The sequence below is a fragment of the Streptococcus cristatus genome, from assembly GCF_001578775.1.
Lineage (GTDB): Bacteria > Bacillota > Bacilli > Lactobacillales > Streptococcaceae > Streptococcus > Streptococcus cristatus_A.
This window is the reverse complement of record NZ_KQ969062.1, coordinates 491,481-508,296: the sequence shown is the minus strand read 5'-3', so window position 1 is coordinate 508,296 and position 16,816 is coordinate 491,481. Positions and strand designations below refer to the sequence as shown.

The 16,816-nt window shown below is 40.0% G+C and carries 18 protein-coding genes, 1 tRNA gene and 1 pseudogene; 5 read left to right on the top strand and 15 right to left on the bottom strand.

The features are described 5' to 3' along the window. Nucleotides 1-86 precede the first annotated feature (86 nt). Both SCRDD08_RS02495 and SCRDD08_RS02490 read right to left on the bottom strand, forming a co-directional pair. Complete coding sequence (locus SCRDD08_RS02495; protein ID WP_061422301.1) at nt 87-1,775, bottom strand: hypothetical protein; 1,689 nt, start codon at nt 1,773-1,775, stop codon at nt 87-89. 420 nt (nt 1,776-2,195) lie between these two features. Beyond that, nucleotides 2,196-2,268 (bottom strand) — tRNA-Thr (locus tag SCRDD08_RS02490). A 209-nt stretch (nt 2,269-2,477) separates the two neighbouring features. Between SCRDD08_RS02490 and SCRDD08_RS02485 the strand changes: the two genes are divergently transcribed. The 3 genes from SCRDD08_RS02485 (at nt 2,478) to SCRDD08_RS02475 (ending at nt 3,897) form a co-directional block, all read left to right on the top strand. Next, the gene (locus tag SCRDD08_RS02485) at nt 2,478-2,930 is read left to right on the top strand and encodes a DUF3290 family protein (protein ID WP_061423249.1); all 453 of its coding nucleotides are present in this window, start codon (nt 2,478-2,480) and stop codon (nt 2,928-2,930) included. Then, nucleotides 2,930-3,559, top strand: coding sequence for a DUF421 domain-containing protein (locus SCRDD08_RS02480; RefSeq protein ID WP_061422300.1), 630 nt, complete (start codon nt 2,930-2,932; stop codon nt 3,557-3,559). The genes SCRDD08_RS02485 and SCRDD08_RS02480 overlap by 1 nt, the downstream gene beginning before the upstream one ends. A 134-nt stretch (nt 3,560-3,693) precedes the next feature. Continuing rightward, nucleotides 3,694-3,897 (top strand): CsbD family protein, encoded by a 204-nt coding sequence (locus SCRDD08_RS02475; RefSeq protein WP_045500673.1) that lies wholly within the window; start codon nt 3,694-3,696, stop codon nt 3,895-3,897. A gap of 186 nt (nt 3,898-4,083) precedes the next feature. Here the strand turns inward: SCRDD08_RS02475 and SCRDD08_RS02470 are convergent, their stop codons facing one another. Both SCRDD08_RS02470 and SCRDD08_RS02465 read right to left on the bottom strand, forming a co-directional pair. Continuing rightward, nucleotides 4,084-5,592 carry a hypothetical protein gene (locus SCRDD08_RS02470; RefSeq protein ID WP_061422299.1) on the bottom strand — a complete coding sequence of 503 codons (1,509 nt, stop codon included), beginning with the start codon at nt 5,590-5,592 and terminating at the stop codon, nt 4,084-4,086. Between the two features lie 22 nt (nt 5,593-5,614). Then, entirely contained in the window at nt 5,615-6,238 is a 624-nt protein-coding gene (locus SCRDD08_RS02465) for a hypothetical protein (RefSeq protein WP_061422297.1), read from the bottom strand. Nucleotides 6,239-6,481: 243 nt separating this feature from the next. Between SCRDD08_RS02465 and SCRDD08_RS10955 the strand changes: the two are divergent. Beyond that, nucleotides 6,482-6,655: pseudogene (locus SCRDD08_RS10955) on the top strand (site-specific integrase); the annotation flags it as partial. 109 nt (nt 6,656-6,764) lie between these two features. Here the strand turns inward: SCRDD08_RS10955 and rpsI are convergent. The 10 genes from rpsI to truA all read right to left on the bottom strand — a co-directional run bounded on the left by rpsI (nt 6,765) and on the right by truA (nt 14,903). Further along, nucleotides 6,765-7,157: a 30S ribosomal protein S9 gene (gene rpsI / locus SCRDD08_RS02460; protein WP_002902303.1), complete on the bottom strand. Its 393-nt coding sequence runs from the start codon at nt 7,155-7,157 to the stop codon at nt 6,765-6,767. Nucleotides 7,158-7,175: 18 nt separating this feature from the next. Further along, nucleotides 7,176-7,622 (bottom strand): 50S ribosomal protein L13, encoded by a 447-nt coding sequence (gene rplM / locus SCRDD08_RS02455; protein ID WP_003026230.1) that lies wholly within the window; start codon nt 7,620-7,622, stop codon nt 7,176-7,178. A 183-nt stretch (nt 7,623-7,805) separates the two neighbouring features. Continuing rightward, on the bottom strand, nt 7,806-8,669 hold the full coding sequence (locus tag SCRDD08_RS02450) for a DegV family protein (RefSeq protein ID WP_061422295.1): 864 nt from the start codon (nt 8,667-8,669) through the stop codon (nt 7,806-7,808). Between the two features lie 143 nt (nt 8,670-8,812). Next, nucleotides 8,813-9,457 carry a hypothetical protein gene (locus SCRDD08_RS02445; protein WP_061422291.1) on the bottom strand — a complete coding sequence of 215 codons (645 nt, stop codon included), beginning with the start codon at nt 9,455-9,457 and terminating at the stop codon, nt 8,813-8,815. Then, entirely contained in the window at nt 9,457-10,137 is a 681-nt protein-coding gene (rlmB, locus tag SCRDD08_RS02440; protein ID WP_061423248.1) for a 23S rRNA (guanosine(2251)-2'-O)-methyltransferase RlmB, read from the bottom strand. Before rlmB ends, SCRDD08_RS02445 begins: the two co-directional genes overlap by 1 nt. Before the next feature lie 506 nt (nt 10,138-10,643). Beyond that, entirely contained in the window at nt 10,644-11,927 is a 1,284-nt protein-coding gene (gene tig / locus SCRDD08_RS02435; protein WP_061422289.1) for a trigger factor, read from the bottom strand. Between the two features lie 427 nt (nt 11,928-12,354). Then, nucleotides 12,355-12,918, bottom strand: a complete 564-nt coding sequence (locus SCRDD08_RS02430) for a TIGR01440 family protein (protein WP_061422287.1) — start codon at nt 12,916-12,918, stop codon at nt 12,355-12,357. Nucleotides 12,919-12,930: 12 nt separating this feature from the next. Continuing rightward, a complete protein-coding gene (locus SCRDD08_RS02425; RefSeq protein WP_061422285.1) occupies nt 12,931-13,413 on the bottom strand; it encodes an ECF transporter S component in 483 nt (160 codons plus the stop codon). Next, on the bottom strand, nt 13,403-14,164 hold the full coding sequence (locus SCRDD08_RS02420) for a bifunctional hydroxymethylpyrimidine kinase/phosphomethylpyrimidine kinase (RefSeq protein WP_061422283.1): 762 nt from the start codon (nt 14,162-14,164) through the stop codon (nt 13,403-13,405). Before SCRDD08_RS02420 ends, SCRDD08_RS02425 begins: the two co-directional genes overlap by 11 nt. Then, nucleotides 14,154-14,903: a tRNA pseudouridine(38-40) synthase TruA gene (truA, locus tag SCRDD08_RS02415; protein WP_005591721.1), complete on the bottom strand. Its 750-nt coding sequence runs from the start codon at nt 14,901-14,903 to the stop codon at nt 14,154-14,156. Before truA ends, SCRDD08_RS02420 begins: the two co-directional genes overlap by 11 nt. Nucleotides 14,904-15,024: 121 nt before the next feature. Between truA and SCRDD08_RS02410 the strand changes: the two genes are divergently transcribed. Further along, entirely contained in the window at nt 15,025-15,552 is a 528-nt protein-coding gene (locus SCRDD08_RS02410; RefSeq protein WP_061422281.1) for an NUDIX hydrolase, read from the top strand. A gap of 111 nt (nt 15,553-15,663) precedes the next feature. Here SCRDD08_RS02410 and SCRDD08_RS02405 read toward each other — a convergent pair whose 3' ends face one another. Continuing rightward, nucleotides 15,664-16,815, bottom strand: a complete 1,152-nt coding sequence (locus SCRDD08_RS02405; RefSeq protein ID WP_061422279.1) for an ABC transporter permease — start codon at nt 16,813-16,815, stop codon at nt 15,664-15,666. Nucleotide 16,816: the final 1 nt, after the last annotated feature.

Genomic DNA, 16,816 nt, shown 5'->3' with positions numbered 1-16,816 from the left:
TCTGAAAATTAGACATTCCAAATAAGTCAAGGCGTTTTTTATGAATCCAATTAATCTTTTTTATAAAATTAATCTTTTTTATAAAATTAATCTTTTTTTACAAATCCTTTATCTGTCCTTCTTTCATATTCTGCCCGATAAGGTACATTTTTAGTATTAAAAATCACCAAATCATTTTTAGGTACATCAGCAACCCATTCATACATAGTTTTAGGATTCTCTATTTTAGCAAAATAGAGATTTTGCTCCAGTAGTCCATCTTCATCGTAACTTTCGGGCTCTTGATGGTAAACCATCTTCATCATCTGCGGTTGGCTGGTCTTGGTTTCTTGGATATATAAAGGGATATATTTTGGATGTTTAAAAATGGAAATATAGAAGTCGTTAAAAGAAAAATCTAAAGCACCGAATTTAGTAATATCAAAGTCTCTTAAACTCCCTATCATGAAATTTAGAAGAAACAAAGTGTTATTTCTAATTCGTTTCATTTCTTCTATATCTTCCAAGTTGTGCTTATGAAAATATCCATTGCGAACTGAGTCTTTGTAATCCAATAAAAAATTGTTTAACAACTTTCTTCCCTGCTCACTTATCTCCCAACAATTTTCATTATCAGTTACGTACCAGATTAAAGACCCTAAACTAACATCCATAAATTGAAGATTATTACGCGTAACCAAGATTTGATAACTTCCGTCATTTTTTGGATTCTCCCTTATTTCTTCTTTCCTAGGGTATATCCTTTTTTTATTCCTATATACGTACTTTTTCCCTCTTTTAATCCATTTTTCGCTTTTATCAATCTTTAACTGATATAATAAAATTTGGTAAAGAAATTGTTCAATTGTCTTTAAATATCCAGCCACAACAGAAGTATAATCAAAGTTACAATTATCAACTAATACTTGGTACAAATATTCAGAAGTTAAATAAGATTTAGCGAAATCTGATTTTCCAAGTAACACTTGAGCTTTCCCCTCCTCAAAATTCGAACAAATTATATCTAAATCATATTTTTCTAGATTGTTAAATTTATTTTTGGAATTATATCTTAATGCATGAAAATCCACACCTTGCAAACTCTCTCTTAATTTCAGTCTAACTCTAGTTAGATTAGACATATTTAATCTAGGAATGACATCAAAACCGATTAACTTTTGTATATCATCGATTACTTCTGTTAATGAAGTTAAAAAGTATTGATATAAATTTTCATTTATGAACTCGTCTAAAAACATTTTAATTGAATAATGAGAGTTATCTATTATTTCGAAAAATGCGTTTGAGCCAATTTTCGTATCATTTGAAAAATCTAAAATAATGACTTTGTCAATTTGAAAATCTTTTATTAACTCTCTAACAACATCATCAGTATCATATAATTCGGTATACCTAACACCAATTCTAATATTATCCCTCTTAATAATAAATTGAAATGAAAAAAGATCATATTGCTCGATAGCAGAATTCCTGAAACCAACACAACTTCTCATCTTCTCTAGCGGACTTTCAATCTCATAACCATTCTCATTCAGTAACTCCTCTAAAATAGGATTTATTAAATAGTTTCGGATATCTGATTGAAGTGTTTTTTCATATTCCTGATAAATATAAAAATTGTCAGAAGCAATGTTAAATATAGAAAAATCTGAACGATTTACAGGCCTAGTATTTACAAATCTTTTAAAACCGCCCTCAAAAACTTTACGCTCGAATAGCTCTTTAAAATTATCAGCATGGCGTTTTACAATAGCTTTATATCTATCTAAAGTCATTTTTACTCAATTCTTATCTATAAATTTAAATAAAAAGCATACAGTTTGAACTGTATGCTAACCTTCTAGTCTTTTATTATTGCACTCAATTTGCTTGATTGCAATATCTTTAATAACTAAAAGGGCTGTTGTTGCTAGCTCAATAAGAGCAAGGGTTACTTTGACATCCATTTTCATGGTCAATCCTCCTTCTGGGCAACTCTAGGTCGCCAAAAAAAGAAGTCGCAACATAAAAATATTGTAAGGGTTTCTCTTTGGTTTGTCAACTATAATTAGTTTATATTGGAAAACTCCTTATGAAGCTATTCTAGGATAAAATTGTGCATTTAATTTAATAACCCAGAGTACAAATTTTGGTACAAAAAGTAATTCGATATCAAAAAAAGCCCGTCATAATAGGCTTTTTCTTGTATAGTTGGATGCCGATTGCAGGGTTCGAACCTGTGACCTACGCGTTACGAGTGCGTTGCTCTACCAACTGAGCTAAATCGGCCTCTACCTGTCTCCTATTCTAGCACTCTGAATAATTTTGTCAAGTTCTATTGCAATTTTGAAACTCGAATGAAAAATATTCTACCTAGGAATAGGCAGCTTCCATATCTAAAACAAGTTCCAGAAAACTTTATTTTTCGAGATAAAGCTATTGATGTAGCTGCTGATTTGTTCTATAATAGCTTGAATTCAAAAAAAGTGAGGGATCTTATGAAATTCTATTCATATGACTATGTACTGAGTCAGATTAGCCAGCAGAATTGGGTGATGGTGATTATATCCGCCTGCTTGGTTTTGGTGACAGGATTTTTCGCCTTTAAGGCCTATAAAGACAAACGAGGAAGTAAGTTCCGTGAACTGTCCATTATCTCTATTTTGACCCTAGTAGCCACTGTTTTGATTAGCATTACTAATTTCCAAAACAATCAGTCAAATGACAATCAATTCCGTAGCTCCTTGCATTTTATTGAGGTTGTCTCAAAAGAATTAGGCGTTGAGAAGGAAGAAGTCTACGTCAATACTTCAGCTACGACAGACGGCGCAATTATCAAGGTTGGCAAGCAATTCTACCGTGCTATTAGCGGAACCGATCAGGATAGTTATTTATTAGAAAAAATGGAACTGTACAAATCAGACGTTGAACTTGTGGAGGTTGAAAAATAATGAGCTTTTTTATTACAATTGCAATTAAGTTAGCTTTGGGGCTTGTTTCCCTCGTTTTTGTCATCAATGTGACAGGTAAGGGGAATTTAGCACCAAGTTCCGCAACAGACCAAGTACAAAACTTTGTTCTCGGTGGCATTATCGGCGGGGTCATCTACAATAGCTCCATTACTATCCTTCAATACGCAGTCATCTTAATCATCTGGACCATTCTGATCTTGCTCTTAAAATGGCTCAACACCAACGTTTCCTATATCAAACATCTGATTGACGGGAAACCAACCATTATCATCAAAAACGGCAAACTAGATCCTGAAGCCTGCCGTTCAAAAGGGCTATCCGCATCAGACGTCGCTTTGAAATTACGCTCCCAAGGAGTCTTCCAATTAAAAGAAGTCAAAAGAGCCGTCATCGAGCAAAATGGTCAATTGATCATCGTAAGAATTGGCGATGAAAATCCGAAGTATCCGATCATTACCGATGGAGTTGTCCAACTTGAAATCTTAGAAACTATCGGCAAGTCAGAAGAGTGGTTGATGTCCAAATTACAAAAAGAAGGCTTTGAAAATGTCTCCGATATCTTCATTGCAGAATATGACAAAGGCGAAATTAATGTCGTGACTTATTAAAATATTTTGTCATTTCGTAGCAGTTATTTGCTTTTTGTTACCAAAGAGTCTATACTGTATCTATTATCTCGCTTGAATGAGTATCAAACAGCATCCAACTTAGATAATACACTAAATAAACGGAGGAAATTTCCATGTCAATCGAAGAAAAATTCAACCAAGCTAAAGGTTCTCTCAAAGAAGGCTTCGGTAAACTTACTGGCGATACAAAAACTCAAGCAGAAGGAACTGCTGAAAAAGTAGCTTCAAAAGTGAAAGAAGTCGCTGAAGACGCAAAAGGCGCTGTTGAAGGTGCTATCGCAGGCGTTAAAAACATTATCAAAAAAGACGAAGAATAATCAGCGTCTATCGTTCTTATAAAAAAACACTCTTATCCAATGCTTTTAGCAGAACTAGGGATGAGGGTGTTTTTCTATATTGCTAAGGCATTAATTTTTCAGAAGAGAACAAAAGCATCTCAACAAGGAGATGCTTTCTATAAATTAGTTGAAACTATTACATAGGTATCTTTAGTTTTTTGCAACTTAAATATAAGCAATCGTAGATACCCCAATAACACCTCTCCGGAGAAAAGTAATATTAAGTGTATCCGGTTTAAAACTATCTGCATCGAATGTATCAAAATCAAAACTGTTCACTTCAAACGTATCTATATCAAATGTTTCATAATCAAAAGTTTCAATTCCAATTTCTTCTAGAAGCTCTCTTGGCAAGGTATAATCTTGTGTCACTAATCCAAACAAAGTGAATCCCGAATCAACACAGAATGAAACAACAGCCTTTTGCCCAATATTATACGTGAAAGAACCAAAAATTGATCCAAGGAAACTACCAATAAGGTAACCAAATACTGGAATTTCAATAACGCATTGAGAAACTCCCCCACCTATTAAGGAGCAAGTGGATATATACATATCTCTTACTAATTCCTCCGTTAGGTCACGCGTTTGTTTTTTCCCAATAGAAACTAGAAAAGCATTCTTGATCACATTGACAGTAAGAACAGTAAAAGTACCAATAATTGTTGGATCTATCATCTTAGCCGTTTCTCCTAAGAATCCAGCTTTACAAGAAGCAGTCAATGCTGCTGAAATTGTTCCTCTAACAAAGCCTTCACTTCCCCCCGATAAAGCTGCAAAACCTATCTTTTGAAACTGTTTCTCATCAAGTTCACCATTTTTTATCAAGTAGGATATAGCTTTGTAAACTTCTGGAGCAATTTTTAACATCACCGAGATAGTTGCAGCAGTCATTCCAGCTTTAAATGATTGTTTTAAAATATTTTTAAAATGTATTAATTCAGTTGGCGTAAGCCCAAGTTTTTCAGAATCAACTTTTCCTTCCTTTGCCAATGTTGCAAGTGATTCCGCTTCCTGTTTTGATAAAGGAATAGATTCCACACCATCGCTACTCTTTAATCTATCAGTCAACAGTGCCAGTGTCTCTCGATAACGCTGAACCTGTTCAGGTCTCCTTGTTAATTCTGTGTTAATCATTTTTTGAAGCCAAGAAACCGCCTCCTCAAGCTGATCTCTAGGAATTATTCTAATTTGCCCTGCATAAATCGGATCATTGAGTATCTTATCGATTTCATTGTAACCTCTTTTCAACAGGAAGGTTTCTAGACTATCACTTCCACCTCCTGAACGGTATTCATTAAATCGTTGAAAAACACTTACAGCTTGCGCCTTAGCACTTTCTTGCCCTGAAGAATAGAATTTCAGCCCATAATTATCACCAAAATTTGTAGAAATATCAGTCGAAGCGAAATCATGACTTCTATCCACCCAAGCTCTATTTTTTGAACCTTCAACTACTGCTTTAATATTAAAAGTACCAGCATGCCAGAATTCTGCAATATCCCCTTTTAACTTTTCAGAGGCAGTTTTAAATCCTTCAAAAGAGTTTAAATCCTTTACTAGTTTGTCTATCTCATTTTCAACATCCGCAACATAGCCCGCTGTGTAGTTAGCACCTACAAATCCCGCAGAATTGCTTCCAAAAAACTTATAACCATTTTCAAAATCTGACATAAGGATTCAACCACCTTTGACATTACATTCCTAAAAATGCCGAAAGACCTTCTAAATAAAACTTAATTATTGCGCAACTATATTGCTGTTCCCTAATTCCTTTTTTCAAGTCAATAGTTCTCTTAATCTTTAATCCTATAATGGGGGATAGCCCGACTGCTCCACCCAACACTCCTAAAGCAGCAATTCCAGCTACTTTTGCACCTACCATAGGATTTTCCTTCACCTTATCAACAAAGCTTTTATTCTCTTTTTTCTCTACTAATCTTTCTATATCCGCTTGATTGTCAAGCGCAAAGTTTAGAAATTCATCATACTCTTTAACTGATATACTTTCTTCCACCGTTAAAATAGCTTGCTTCCCAAGCCATCCATATCGCATACCGTATTTTGAAAACACGGCTTTCATATGAAGTCCTTTCTCTTTGATTAGTTTACTCTCACCAATAAATAGTATATACTGCGAAGACGAGATTTGAGGTGCATTAGATTGGTACTCTTTTTCAGACCATACTTGTGTAGCAACTTCGCCATCTTTTATTCCAACAACACAATCTTCTGTGTCATCTTCTAAACTAATCAATTGCGAAAGATAATCTCCATACTTTCTATGTTTTTCATCACAAACTATAATCAACTTCTTCAAAATTTATACCTCAGCTTTTTATACTTATTTTGCAATGTTAAGTTAAACCAAACTATTATACTGCGGAGTATATTATAGCATACTCGAAAACCTTTTCCAACTATCGATTAAATTCCATACTTTAAAACTTATATTCTAAATGATAAAAAATGTATTTCTCAGTATCAATATTGTTAGCTAGGAGGATAAGGAAATTCAATAACAATAAGAGGAAAAATATCAGAAAGCGACACCCAGAGCTTACACAAGCTACGGCATACAGGAGCCACACTTGCTAAACAGGCTGGAACGTCTATCGAAGCTATTTCTGAAGCACTAACCCATAGTGATACGATTACAACTAAGACTTATGTCAACACTTCAAATGTGATTCCAATGGCTGTTGGAGAGATTGCTTATCGCTCCCTAAATAAATAATGGTGTGAATTTGGTGTGAAAAGTGGTGTGAATTTTGCTAAAAATCATCAAAAAAACACCCCATGGTGTGAACCATGAAGTGTTGTAAATGCTGTATTGTAGCTGGTTCTTAACGTTTTGAGAACTGACTAGCTTTACGTGCTTTCTTAAGACCTGGTTTCTTACGTTCTACCATACGAGCATCACGAGTAAGAAGGCCTGCGCGTTTCAATGAATCGCGGAAGTCTGGGTCTACTTGAAGAAGGGCACGAGCGATACCGTGACGGATAGCGCCTGATTGACCAGCGTAGCCACCACCATCAACGTTTACGAAAACGTCGTATTGACCAACAGTTGAAGTAACTGCGAATGGTTGGTTGATAACCAAACGAAGGTCAGCGTGTGGGATGTACTCTTCAACATCTTTTTTATTTACAGTGATTTTACCAGTTCCTGGAACAAGGCGAACGCGTGCAACAGCGTTTTTACGACGTCCAGTACCTGCATATTGTGCTTGTGACATACTTTATTGTTCCTTTCCTTAGATAAGTCCTGAAATATCAAGAACTTCTGGTTGTTGTGCAGCGTGAGTGTGCTCAGCGCCTACAAATACTTTCAACTTCATACCTTGAGCGCGGCCAAGAGTATTGTGTGGAAGCATACCTTTAACTGATTTTTCGATCAAACGAACAGCGTTCTTAGAGCGAAGTTCACCAGCAGTGATAGACTTCAAACCACCTGGGTACATTGAGTGAGTGTAGTAAACTTTATCAGTTGCTTTTTTACCAGTCAATTTAACTTTTTCAGCGTTGATAACGATTACGAAGTCACCTGTATCAGTGTGTGGTGTGAATGTTGGTTTGTTTTTTCCACGAAGTACGCTTGCTACAACTGCAGAAAGGCGTCCAAGAGGTACATCAGTAGCGTCTACTACATACCATTTGCGTTCAACTTCACCTGGCTTAGCCATGTATGTTGTTTTGTTCATGATTTCTCCTATATGAATATCGTTTTTGTTTACAGGGCGGATGTTCCGGTCCGCGAGTTATTTGAAAGGTTCCGGGGCCTTACAAATGGGGTAAACAATACCGCCTACTATCATACCAAATTTTCTAACCAAAAGTCAATATATTTGATGCAATTATTTATAAAATAACGATTTCATTTCTATTTAGTCTGAAAGTTCACTGCCAATGCTAAAGAGTCCTAGGGTACCTGGCCCAGTATGCGTCGAAATAACCGGACCAAGAGGCAGGATAAGAACTTCTGTGATTTGTCCAGAAGCCAAAAGCTGCTCCTTGACATTTTCAGCGACTTCTTTTTCACCTGCATAGGCGACCACCACCCGTGGATCAGAAATCGTCTCTAAGGTCATCCGAACCACCTCAGCCTGCGCCTTCTTCTTGCCTCGCACCTTAGCGACCGAATCCAGACTTCCGTCAGCTGTGACTGCGATGATGGGCTTGATATTGACCAAGCTTCCCATGAGAGCCGCTGCCTTGGAAATGCGGCCCCCCCGCATGAGGTGGTTGAGGTCATCTACTAAGAAATAGGTCTGGACTCTAGGCACTAGACTTTGGAGCAAGTTTGCCGTCTGCTCTAGACTTTGACCTGCTTCCTTAGCTTCTACGGCCTTCATCACCAAGAGCCCTTCACCCATCGAAGCTGCCTTGGTATCAAGGATAGTGATGATTGCCTCAGGGTAATCATCTAAGACCATCTCACGCGCCATGACTGCACTTTGGTAGGTTCCAGACAAGGCTGAAGCAAAGGCCACATAGAGAACCGCTGTGCCCTCCTGAGCATACTGGCGGAAAACATCTTCAAATTGGCCAACATTGATCTGGCTGGTAGTTGGCTTGCTGCCGGACTCCATCTTGGCTAAAAGCTGCTCACTGGTCAGCTTATCCGGTCCGACAGTCTCGTAGGTTTGCCCGTCCAGCTGAATCGTCAAGCCCAGAACCTGCACATCATGTTCTTGGGTCCAGCTTTCTGGCAGATCTGCCGTCGAATCCGTTAAAATTTTAAAGGTCATCTTTTTTCTCCATCATTTTTTAGTTACCAAAGAGAAGGCTTCTCCATGGACATCAGCGGGTTAGTAGTGGTGATTTGCTTACCACCATATCAGGACTAGCTATTGGAAATTTCTTGCTTCTTAGGAAAGCTAGTTTCGCTCGGTTAGTCTAGAATAGGACTAACACCTTGAAAGCCTTTCAAATCAAAAATATATTGGAAATATTCATCTTGTGAATTTTTTAAAATCAGGTTTGCTTTGCCATTAAGCAATTCAATACAGGTCCATTCCCCATCCACACTCTCAACATCATATTTTTTATCTTCTAAAAATAAATTTGTTAATTGTCCTTCTGGATATTTATTTTGAAAAGAAACCATCCCAGTGTTATCACTTCGGTAAGCAAGCACAGGAACTTCCACTTTTTGATTTCCCATATAAAAGGAACTTATACATCTCTTTTCAGCAAGGCATTCATATTTTCCTTTTACATAATTCACAATCTCTTTATTTAAAATTGTAGAAAAATTGAGAATGCTGATGAGATCCGCCTTATCACTGGATAAGGTTTCGACCTCAATTAGGTATTTCAAAGCGCCATTTACCTGACTGCCTTGACCGTATAAATCCGTGCAGTTCAAGGAATATTGGATCAATAAATCCTCTAAGGGATACTGATCTGCTTCCTCAGTGATTTCAAAGCAAAAGCAATAATTATCTTCTCTTTTATTATGATAGATATCATAAATGATCGGTTCAAACGTTTCTGTTTGATATTTCTCTAACAGATAGCTTCCAAGTACTTGCATTAGCCCACCCGATTTCTAAAGACTTCATACATGAGAATGGCCGCTGCGACGCTGGCATTGAGGCTTTGGACATGGCCATTCATGGGAATGGTCAGCATCTCGTCCACCTGCTTCTTGATGTTGCTGGAAATGCCCTTACCTTCGTTACCGATAATGAGGGCTAGCTTGCCTGCCGTATTCCACTTATGAACAGGCGTCCCCTGCATATCCGTCCCAAAAATCCAGAAGCCAGCTTCCTTGAGCTTGTCCAGAGTCTGGCTGAGATTGGTCACACGGGCAATAGGAATGTGCTCGATAGCGCCCGTAGAGGTCTTGGCCACAACTGGTGTCACGCCGACTGCTCGGTGCTTGGGAATGATCACTCCCGTGACATTGGTAGCGTCAGCCGTGCGCAAGATAGAGCCCAGATTATGCGGGTCTGTCAAGCCATCCAAAATCAACAGAAGAGGATTCTCTTCCTGCTCCGCTTTTTTCAAAACATCCGCCAAATCTGCATAGGCAAACTCCGATACCCGCAAAACAAAGCCTTGGTGAACGGCTCCATCCGTCATCTCCTGCAAGGTTTTCTTGGGGGTCCAAGAGATAGAGACCTTCTTTTCTGCCGCCAAATCTTTCAGCTTGCTCACGTTTTTGCCACGCAAGTCATCCTGAATGTAAAGTTTATTTCCCGTATTGGCCATCAAGGCCTCGGTCACAGCATGCACGCCGTAAACAATATCATTTTTTCCATACTAACAGTATATCACAAGCTCCCCAAAAAAATCTGTCTAAAAGCTAAATATCTCTCTATTACAACCTAGCATTTCTCAGCAATCAGCTAAAAACTTCATTTTGTTATCCTATTTGCTTTTGAAATAATTCCTTATTTGAGACCTAGAAAACAACTAGACTAGCCAGCTCTGCTAGCTGATTTCCAAACAAGAGACATCTCTTCTCGTTAGACACTTGCTTTTGGTCAACAGCTATCTCAAGTATCATTTACCTTAAAAACTAAAGGAAAGTGACCAGCCGAGGCCTAGAATACCATGAATCTATAGGAAAAGTGACCAGCCGAGGCCTAGGTTGCCCGCATCTCTCTTGAACAGTTCTTATTTCGAAACAAGCTCTCCAACATCAAAAAAAAGAGAGAACAAATCGTTCTCTCTTGTGCTTGCATTTGTCATCCACTAGGGCTGACTAGAAGCTATTATTTTACTTTAGCAGTGCTTGTGATGACTTCAACTGCTTTCTTAACAGCGATATCATGTTTAAGCATTTCTTCTGAAAGCAATTGGCGAACGCGGTCTGCTTCCATGTTGTAGTCTGTTGCCAATGAAGTGATTTCTGCTTCAACTTCTTCAGCGCTAGCTTCAAAGCCTTCTGCTTTCGCAACTGCTTCTACAACAAGGTTCGTCTTAGTGCGTGCTGCAGCATCTGCTTCATATTGTTTGTGAAGGTCTTCTTGAGTTGTACCAGTGATTTGGAAGTACATATCAGGAGAGATACCTTGACGTTGCATGTTGCCGAGGAATTCGTTCACAGCGCGATGAACTTCTTCGTGAATCATTTCTTCTGGAAGGTCAACGATTTCTGCATTTTCTACTGCAAGATCGATCGCTGCTGCTTCAACTGCATCGTTGTAAGCTGCTTCTTTCGCTTCTGCTAATTCTTTGCGGTATTTTTCTTTCAATTCAGCAAGAGTTTCAACTTCTTCGTCGATGTCTTTTGCAAGTTCATCATCAAGAGCTGGAACTTCTTTTTCTTTTACTTCATGGATTGTTGTAACGAATTTTGCTTCTTTACCAGCAAGATCAGCTGCTTGGTAGTCTTCTGGGAAGGTTACAACAACGTCTACTGTTTCACCAGCTGAGTGACCAACCAATTGGTCTTCGAAGCCTGGGATGAATTGACCTGAACCAAGTCCAAGTGAGAAGTTGTCGCCTTTTCCACCGTCAAATTCAACACCGTCAACAGAACCAACAAAGTCGATGACAACTGTATCCCCTTCAGCTGCTGCTCCATCTTTCAGAACCAATTCAGCCAAGTTGTTGCGTTCACGCTCAATGCGCTCATCAACTTCAGCATCAGTAACTTCCTTAGAAACTTCTACAGATACTTCAAGGTCTTTGTAAGCACCCAATTTCACTTCAGGTTTTGTCACAACATCAGCAGTGATCACCCATTCTTGACCTTTTTCCATTGAAGTCACATCAATTTTTGGTTGTGCAACCACTTCAAGACCAGCTTCTTTTACAGCTGCTTCATAAGCTGCTGGAAGCAATGCATTCAAGACATCTTGATAAAGTGACTCTTCACCAAAACGTTGGTTGAAGACTGGACGAGGAATATGACCTTTACGGAAACCTGGTACAGCAATATTTTTCTTAACTGCATTAAAAGCACGATCCAAAGCAGGTTTGATTTGGTCTTGACCGATAGTAAAAGTCAATACACCACGATTTGTTTCTTTGTTTTCAAATGATACAGACATTCTGTCAGTTCTCCTTCAAATTTTTTGCATACAATCCATTATAACATAAGTAGCAGTTTTTTCAAGCGACACCTTTTATTTTTCGCCTTTTTCCCCTTTCACAAGTCAAAACCCAAGCCACTTTTTGCTCTTTTTTGACCATTTCCCCAGCTCTTAGCAGACACTATTTTCCTATCACTGTGGGATTATTTCCCTCGCCAACACGAGAATCGACTAGCAAAGTCTACCATTTGGGAAAAGAGAGTGGGACAGAAATCGGTAATTCGTTAGAATTCGATTTCGTCGTCCCACCTCCGCACAGTTGAGTAGGGCTGTAAAAGCTGATGAAATCAGCGTATTAGAGCCCACTCAACCACTGCGTCTTGCTCGACAATCCAAAGACAATTGAGAGGCTAGGACTTTTGTCCCAGCCTCTTCTCCTCTTCTACTAAGATTTCCGAATCCTATCTTCAATATATGACGCTCTAGCTCCGCCAATCAACTTGGGACGACTGGCAAGGGCTGTAACGTGAGCCTGACCTAAACTGCGCAGCTGAGGGCGAATCGGAACCTGAACATGCTTGACATGCATACCGATTGACGTATCTCCCACATCCAAGCCAGCATGGGCTGTGATAAACTCAACCTCCACAGGATCCTGCATATAGTCAAAAGCCGCTAGCTGGCCACTCCCGCCTGCATGTAGACTAGGCAGGACATTGACAATCTCTAGGTCTTTCTTTTCTGCCAATTCTCGTTCCACAACTAAGGCACGGTTGAGGTGCTCACAGCCTTGAACGGCCAAGTAAATCCCCCGCGCTTGCAGAATATCTAACAAGGTCTTGACAATGACCTGACCGACTTCCCTGCTGGAATGCTGGCCAATGTTTCCCCCCATGACTTCACTAGAAGATAGACCTAGGACAAAAATATTTCCCTTGACCAAACCTGCCTTGTCCAAGACATCCGTGGCAATCTGTCTGGTTTCCTTTTCAAGCTTCTCTAAATCCATCTTTGACCTCACTTACTCTGGCTGAAGGGCTCTTTTCAAGGCAAGGGGAAAAGCTCTGTAAAGGGCATAGCCGACCACCAAGCCAAAAATATTTTGCATGACATTGCCCCAAATCGCTGCGATAGCTGCACCTGGTCCACTCAAAATGCTACCAAAGAGAGCATAGCCGCCGACCATGGCAAGTCCAGCCAAGAGCAAACCGATGTAACGCTGCTTGTCAGTGAAGCCAGCAAAGTAGCCTTGAAGGCCATGGCAGATGAGGCTAAAGACCATCCACTGAGGATAGCCTGCCACCAAGTCAATCAAGAGACCAGACAAGCCACCAACCAAGGCTCCTTCCTTACGACCAAAATAAAATGCGGTAAAGTAAATCCCTGCATCTAGCAAGGTTAGAAAACCAGTTGGCGTAGGGATTTTGAAAAAATTCCCCAAAACAATGGATAGGGCTGTAATGACAGCCAGCAAAGCGATTTTTCTTGTCTGATTATTTTTCATATTGAATAACTCCATACTGATCTGAGCGCTGGATAGCGCGGTAAACAAAATCTTTTGAATAGTTGACGGCTTCAAGAGGGGATTGGCCTGCCAAAAGCTGACTAGCTATGCTAGAAGCAAAGGTACAGCCTGCCCCTGTATTATTATCTGGTAAAACAGGACTTTCCAACAACACAAAGTCTTTGCCATCGTAAAATAAATCAAGGGCCTGATCTTGACTGAAACGATTCCCTCCCTTAATCACGACATTTTGAGCTCCCAGTTCATGGAGGGTCACAGCCGCAGCCTTGAGGTCATCCAGACTCTTGATCTTCGACTGGGTCAGGATCTCCGCTTCTGGTAGATTGGGCGTGATAATGGTCGTATAAGGGAAAAATTTGATCAATTCATCTCGGAGGGCAGAGACTTCCACATCGTGGGTTTCCTTACAGACTAGGACAGGGTCTAGCACGACTGGTATGCCCGTTTGCTTTTTGATGAAGTCCAGAACCTGATCTGCAATGGCAACCGTTGGTAACAAGCCCAACTTGATTGCCGAAAACGGCACATCTTTGAGCGAGGAGAGTTGCTGCGCAAAGACCTGCTCGTCGGTCGGAAGAACTTCAAAGCCCTTATCCGTCATAGCGGTCAAGCAAGTCACCGCTACAAAACCATGCAGGCCATGGACCGTATAAGTAGCCAGATCCGCATGAAGACCACCACCACTAAAAATATCATTGCCAGAAAGGGCTAAAATCAGCTTATTCTTCATAGATAATCTCCTTTAGGTAAAGACCATTAGGCGCTGCGGTTGGCCCAGCTAGCTGCCGATCCTTTTCTTCTAAAATCCGTTCGATTTGGTTGACTGGCATCCGCTTATTTCCAATCTTGAGCAGGGTTCCCACCATGTTGCGGATTTGTTTATAGAGAAAGCCATTGCCAGAAAACGTAAAGACTAGAAAATTGCGTTGCGCATCAAAAGTCAGACTGGCCTTTGTAATCGTACGAACCTTATTTTCCACACTGGTACCCGAGGCTGTAAAGCCTGTAAAATCGTGTGTCCCCTCCAAGGCTTTAATGGCCTGCTCCATCAGAGGAATTTCCAAAGGATAGGGATAGTGGGTCGCATAGTGGCGCATCATCGGATTTTTTGGCCGACCAATATCCACCAGAAACTCATAGGTCTTACTGTGCGGCTTGTAACGGGCATGGAAATCTTCCGTCACTTCCTCCACAGAAATGACATCAATATCTTCTGGCGTCTGGGTATCCAAGGCAAAACGTAGCTTTTCTTCATCCCTAGCTGACGGGAGGTCAAAGTGAATGACCTGCCCAAGCGCATGAACGCCGCTGTCGGTCCGACCAGCTCCGTGGATGACAATGGGCTGGCCTTTGTTGATACGAGTTAAGGTTTTTTCAATTTCTTCCTGAACACTCCGAGCATGAGGCTGGCGCTGAAAGCCAGCAAAGTCATGTCCGTCGTAGGAAATAAGGGCTTTATAACGAGTCATGTCATTATTTTAACAGGAAAAAAAGCCTGTCGCAAGAGAGAAAGAATAGAACTGTCTGGGTACAGAAAGTGTTGACAGGAAGCTCTAAATCAAGTAAACTAAAAAACGCAAGGAGGATACTATGGCAAAGGATATTTCTTATAGGCAAGGACAGGAGCGCTTTCGCTATCGGGCTGCTGCTCTTATCATTGAGGAGGAAGCCCTCTGTGTCATATCTTCTCCTAGCGAAGACTATTTCTATTCAGTGGGAGGGGCGGTCAGATTTGGAGAGACCTCCGAAGAAGCTGTCCGGCGAGAAGTTTTCGAAGAAACAGGACAAAAGTATGAGATTGAAAAGCTGGCTTTTGTCCATGAAAATTTATTTTCAAACTCAACCGGCGTCCTCAAGGGACTAGACTGTCATGAGATTTGCTTCTATTATCTGATGAAGCCTCACGGCAAGCAATTTGACTACCAACATAAGCAAGAACAAGTCTACTGGATCCCCCTGACAGACTTGGAAAACTACAAAGTTTTTCCAAAGGAAATCACACACATCCTCAAGCACCTCCAAACAGGCATCCAGCATATCATCAGCAAAAAAGAGAGTGGGACAGAAATCGGTCATTCGTTAGAATTCGATTTCGTCGTCCCACCTCCGCACAGTTGAGTAGGGCTGTAAAAGCTGATGAAATCAGCGTAGTAGAGCCCACTCAACCACTGCGTCTTGCTCGACATTCCAAAGACAATTGAGAGGCTAGGACTTTTGTCCCAGCCTCTTTTATTCTCCCAACATGACCTGCTTAATAGTCAGTTGATCTATCCTTCTACTGGATAAATAGATTAAACTTTCATAGACTAAGACAAAGACTAGCAAAGTCATCAAGCAGACTCCAAAATCAAAATCATAGTCAACTTTCTGAGCTATTGATTTTTCCATCAATCTGAGTAAAAGCTGCATAATCCCGTATTGATAGCCCGTTCCTAAGACAAAGCCCAAAAAAGCAAGAATACGATAAGGAGCAAATAAACTCTTATGGCACTCATTTCTGCTATAACCAAAAACCTTCATAATAGCTAGGGTTTCTTTATTTTCCTGCAGGAGTACTCCCAGCGACAGATAGAGGATTGCTACTGATAGGACAGTACCGATTGACATCATCATGATCTGAATGGTTTCATCTGTCAATTCTTTCATACCAAATGATAGTTGAATCATAGCTGAAAAGCACATTGAACCGAAAATGACAAAGAATATTAATAATTTTCTAGACCAGAGCAGGCTGGCAGAAAGGTCTTTTAAAAAGGGGCGGCCTTTCCTTATTTGCTTTACTGTTTTCCTTTTTGGTGACTTTCGACTAGGTCTGACCCGCTTGAGCAAGTCTAAAGCAGGCAAGCGTAGACAATAACTAGCGTAGAGAACAGCTAAAGCAGCAAAGGCTAAAGTTGGCAAGACAACGAGAAACAGGAAAAGGGACCAATGTTGTCGAATGGTAATTTCAGGCAAAACTCCGCTTTGATTACGCAACTGATAAAAATGCGGCATCATGACAAACGAAGAGAAATAGCCAGCGCCTGTTCCCAAGCCAATTGGAAGACTAAAAATCCAAAACTTTCGAGCAATTTCCCAGTTTTTATAGCCCAGAGCCTTTAAAACTCCTAATTCTGGCTTATGCTGGTCAATAAATTGCCGAATGTAAAAAAAGAGAAGGAGTATCGATGTTAGGGATAAAACAGCTCCGCTAATGGATGCAATCAACCAAGAAATCGCAACTTGAGCATCGTAAGCAGCTCGAATCTCAGGCAACCAATTTGTTTGATCTAGTAAACGGATATCCAGATAAAAATTTAGGAAGAGATTGGTCACAAAGACCGCACAAAAGCTAATAATTGATACAACGACTAATCTATACAAATCTTTTATTGAAAACATA

Coding starts and splice junctions, on each gene's coding strand:
- SCRDD08_RS02495 (WP_061422301.1), bottom strand. CDS start 1,775: ATGACTTTAGATAGATATAAAGCTATTGTAAAACGCCATGCTGATAAT.
- SCRDD08_RS02485 (WP_061423249.1), top strand. CDS start 2,478: ATGAAATTCTATTCATATGACTATGTACTGAGTCAGATTAGCCAGCAG.
- SCRDD08_RS02480 (WP_061422300.1), top strand. CDS start 2,930: ATGAGCTTTTTTATTACAATTGCAATTAAGTTAGCTTTGGGGCTTGTT.
- SCRDD08_RS02475 (WP_045500673.1), top strand. CDS start 3,694: ATGTCAATCGAAGAAAAATTCAACCAAGCTAAAGGTTCTCTCAAAGAA.
- SCRDD08_RS02470 (WP_061422299.1), bottom strand. CDS start 5,592: ATGTCAGATTTTGAAAATGGTTATAAGTTTTTTGGAAGCAATTCTGCG.
- rpsI (WP_002902303.1), bottom strand. CDS start 7,157: ATGTCACAAGCACAATATGCAGGTACTGGACGTCGTAAAAACGCTGTT.
- rplM (WP_003026230.1), bottom strand. CDS start 7,622: ATGAACAAAACAACATACATGGCTAAGCCAGGTGAAGTTGAACGCAAA.
- SCRDD08_RS02450 (WP_061422295.1), bottom strand. CDS start 8,669: ATGACCTTTAAAATTTTAACGGATTCGACGGCAGATCTGCCAGAAAGC.
- SCRDD08_RS02445 (WP_061422291.1), bottom strand. CDS start 9,457: ATGCAAGTACTTGGAAGCTATCTGTTAGAGAAATATCAAACAGAAACG.
- rlmB (WP_061423248.1), bottom strand. CDS start 10,137: ATGGCCAATACGGGAAATAAACTTTACATTCAGGATGACTTGCGTGGC.
- tig (WP_061422289.1), bottom strand. CDS start 11,927: ATGTCTGTATCATTTGAAAACAAAGAAACAAATCGTGGTGTATTGACT.
- SCRDD08_RS02430 (WP_061422287.1), bottom strand. CDS start 12,918: ATGGATTTAGAGAAGCTTGAAAAGGAAACCAGACAGATTGCCACGGAT.
- SCRDD08_RS02425 (WP_061422285.1), bottom strand. CDS start 13,413: ATGAAAAATAATCAGACAAGAAAAATCGCTTTGCTGGCTGTCATTACA.
- SCRDD08_RS02420 (WP_061422283.1), bottom strand. CDS start 14,164: ATGAAGAATAAGCTGATTTTAGCCCTTTCTGGCAATGATATTTTTAGT.
- truA (WP_005591721.1), bottom strand. CDS start 14,903: ATGACTCGTTATAAAGCCCTTATTTCCTACGACGGACATGACTTTGCT.
- SCRDD08_RS02410 (WP_061422281.1), top strand. CDS start 15,025: ATGGCAAAGGATATTTCTTATAGGCAAGGACAGGAGCGCTTTCGCTAT.
- SCRDD08_RS02405 (WP_061422279.1), bottom strand. CDS start 16,815: ATGTTTTCAATAAAAGATTTGTATAGATTAGTCGTTGTATCAATTATT.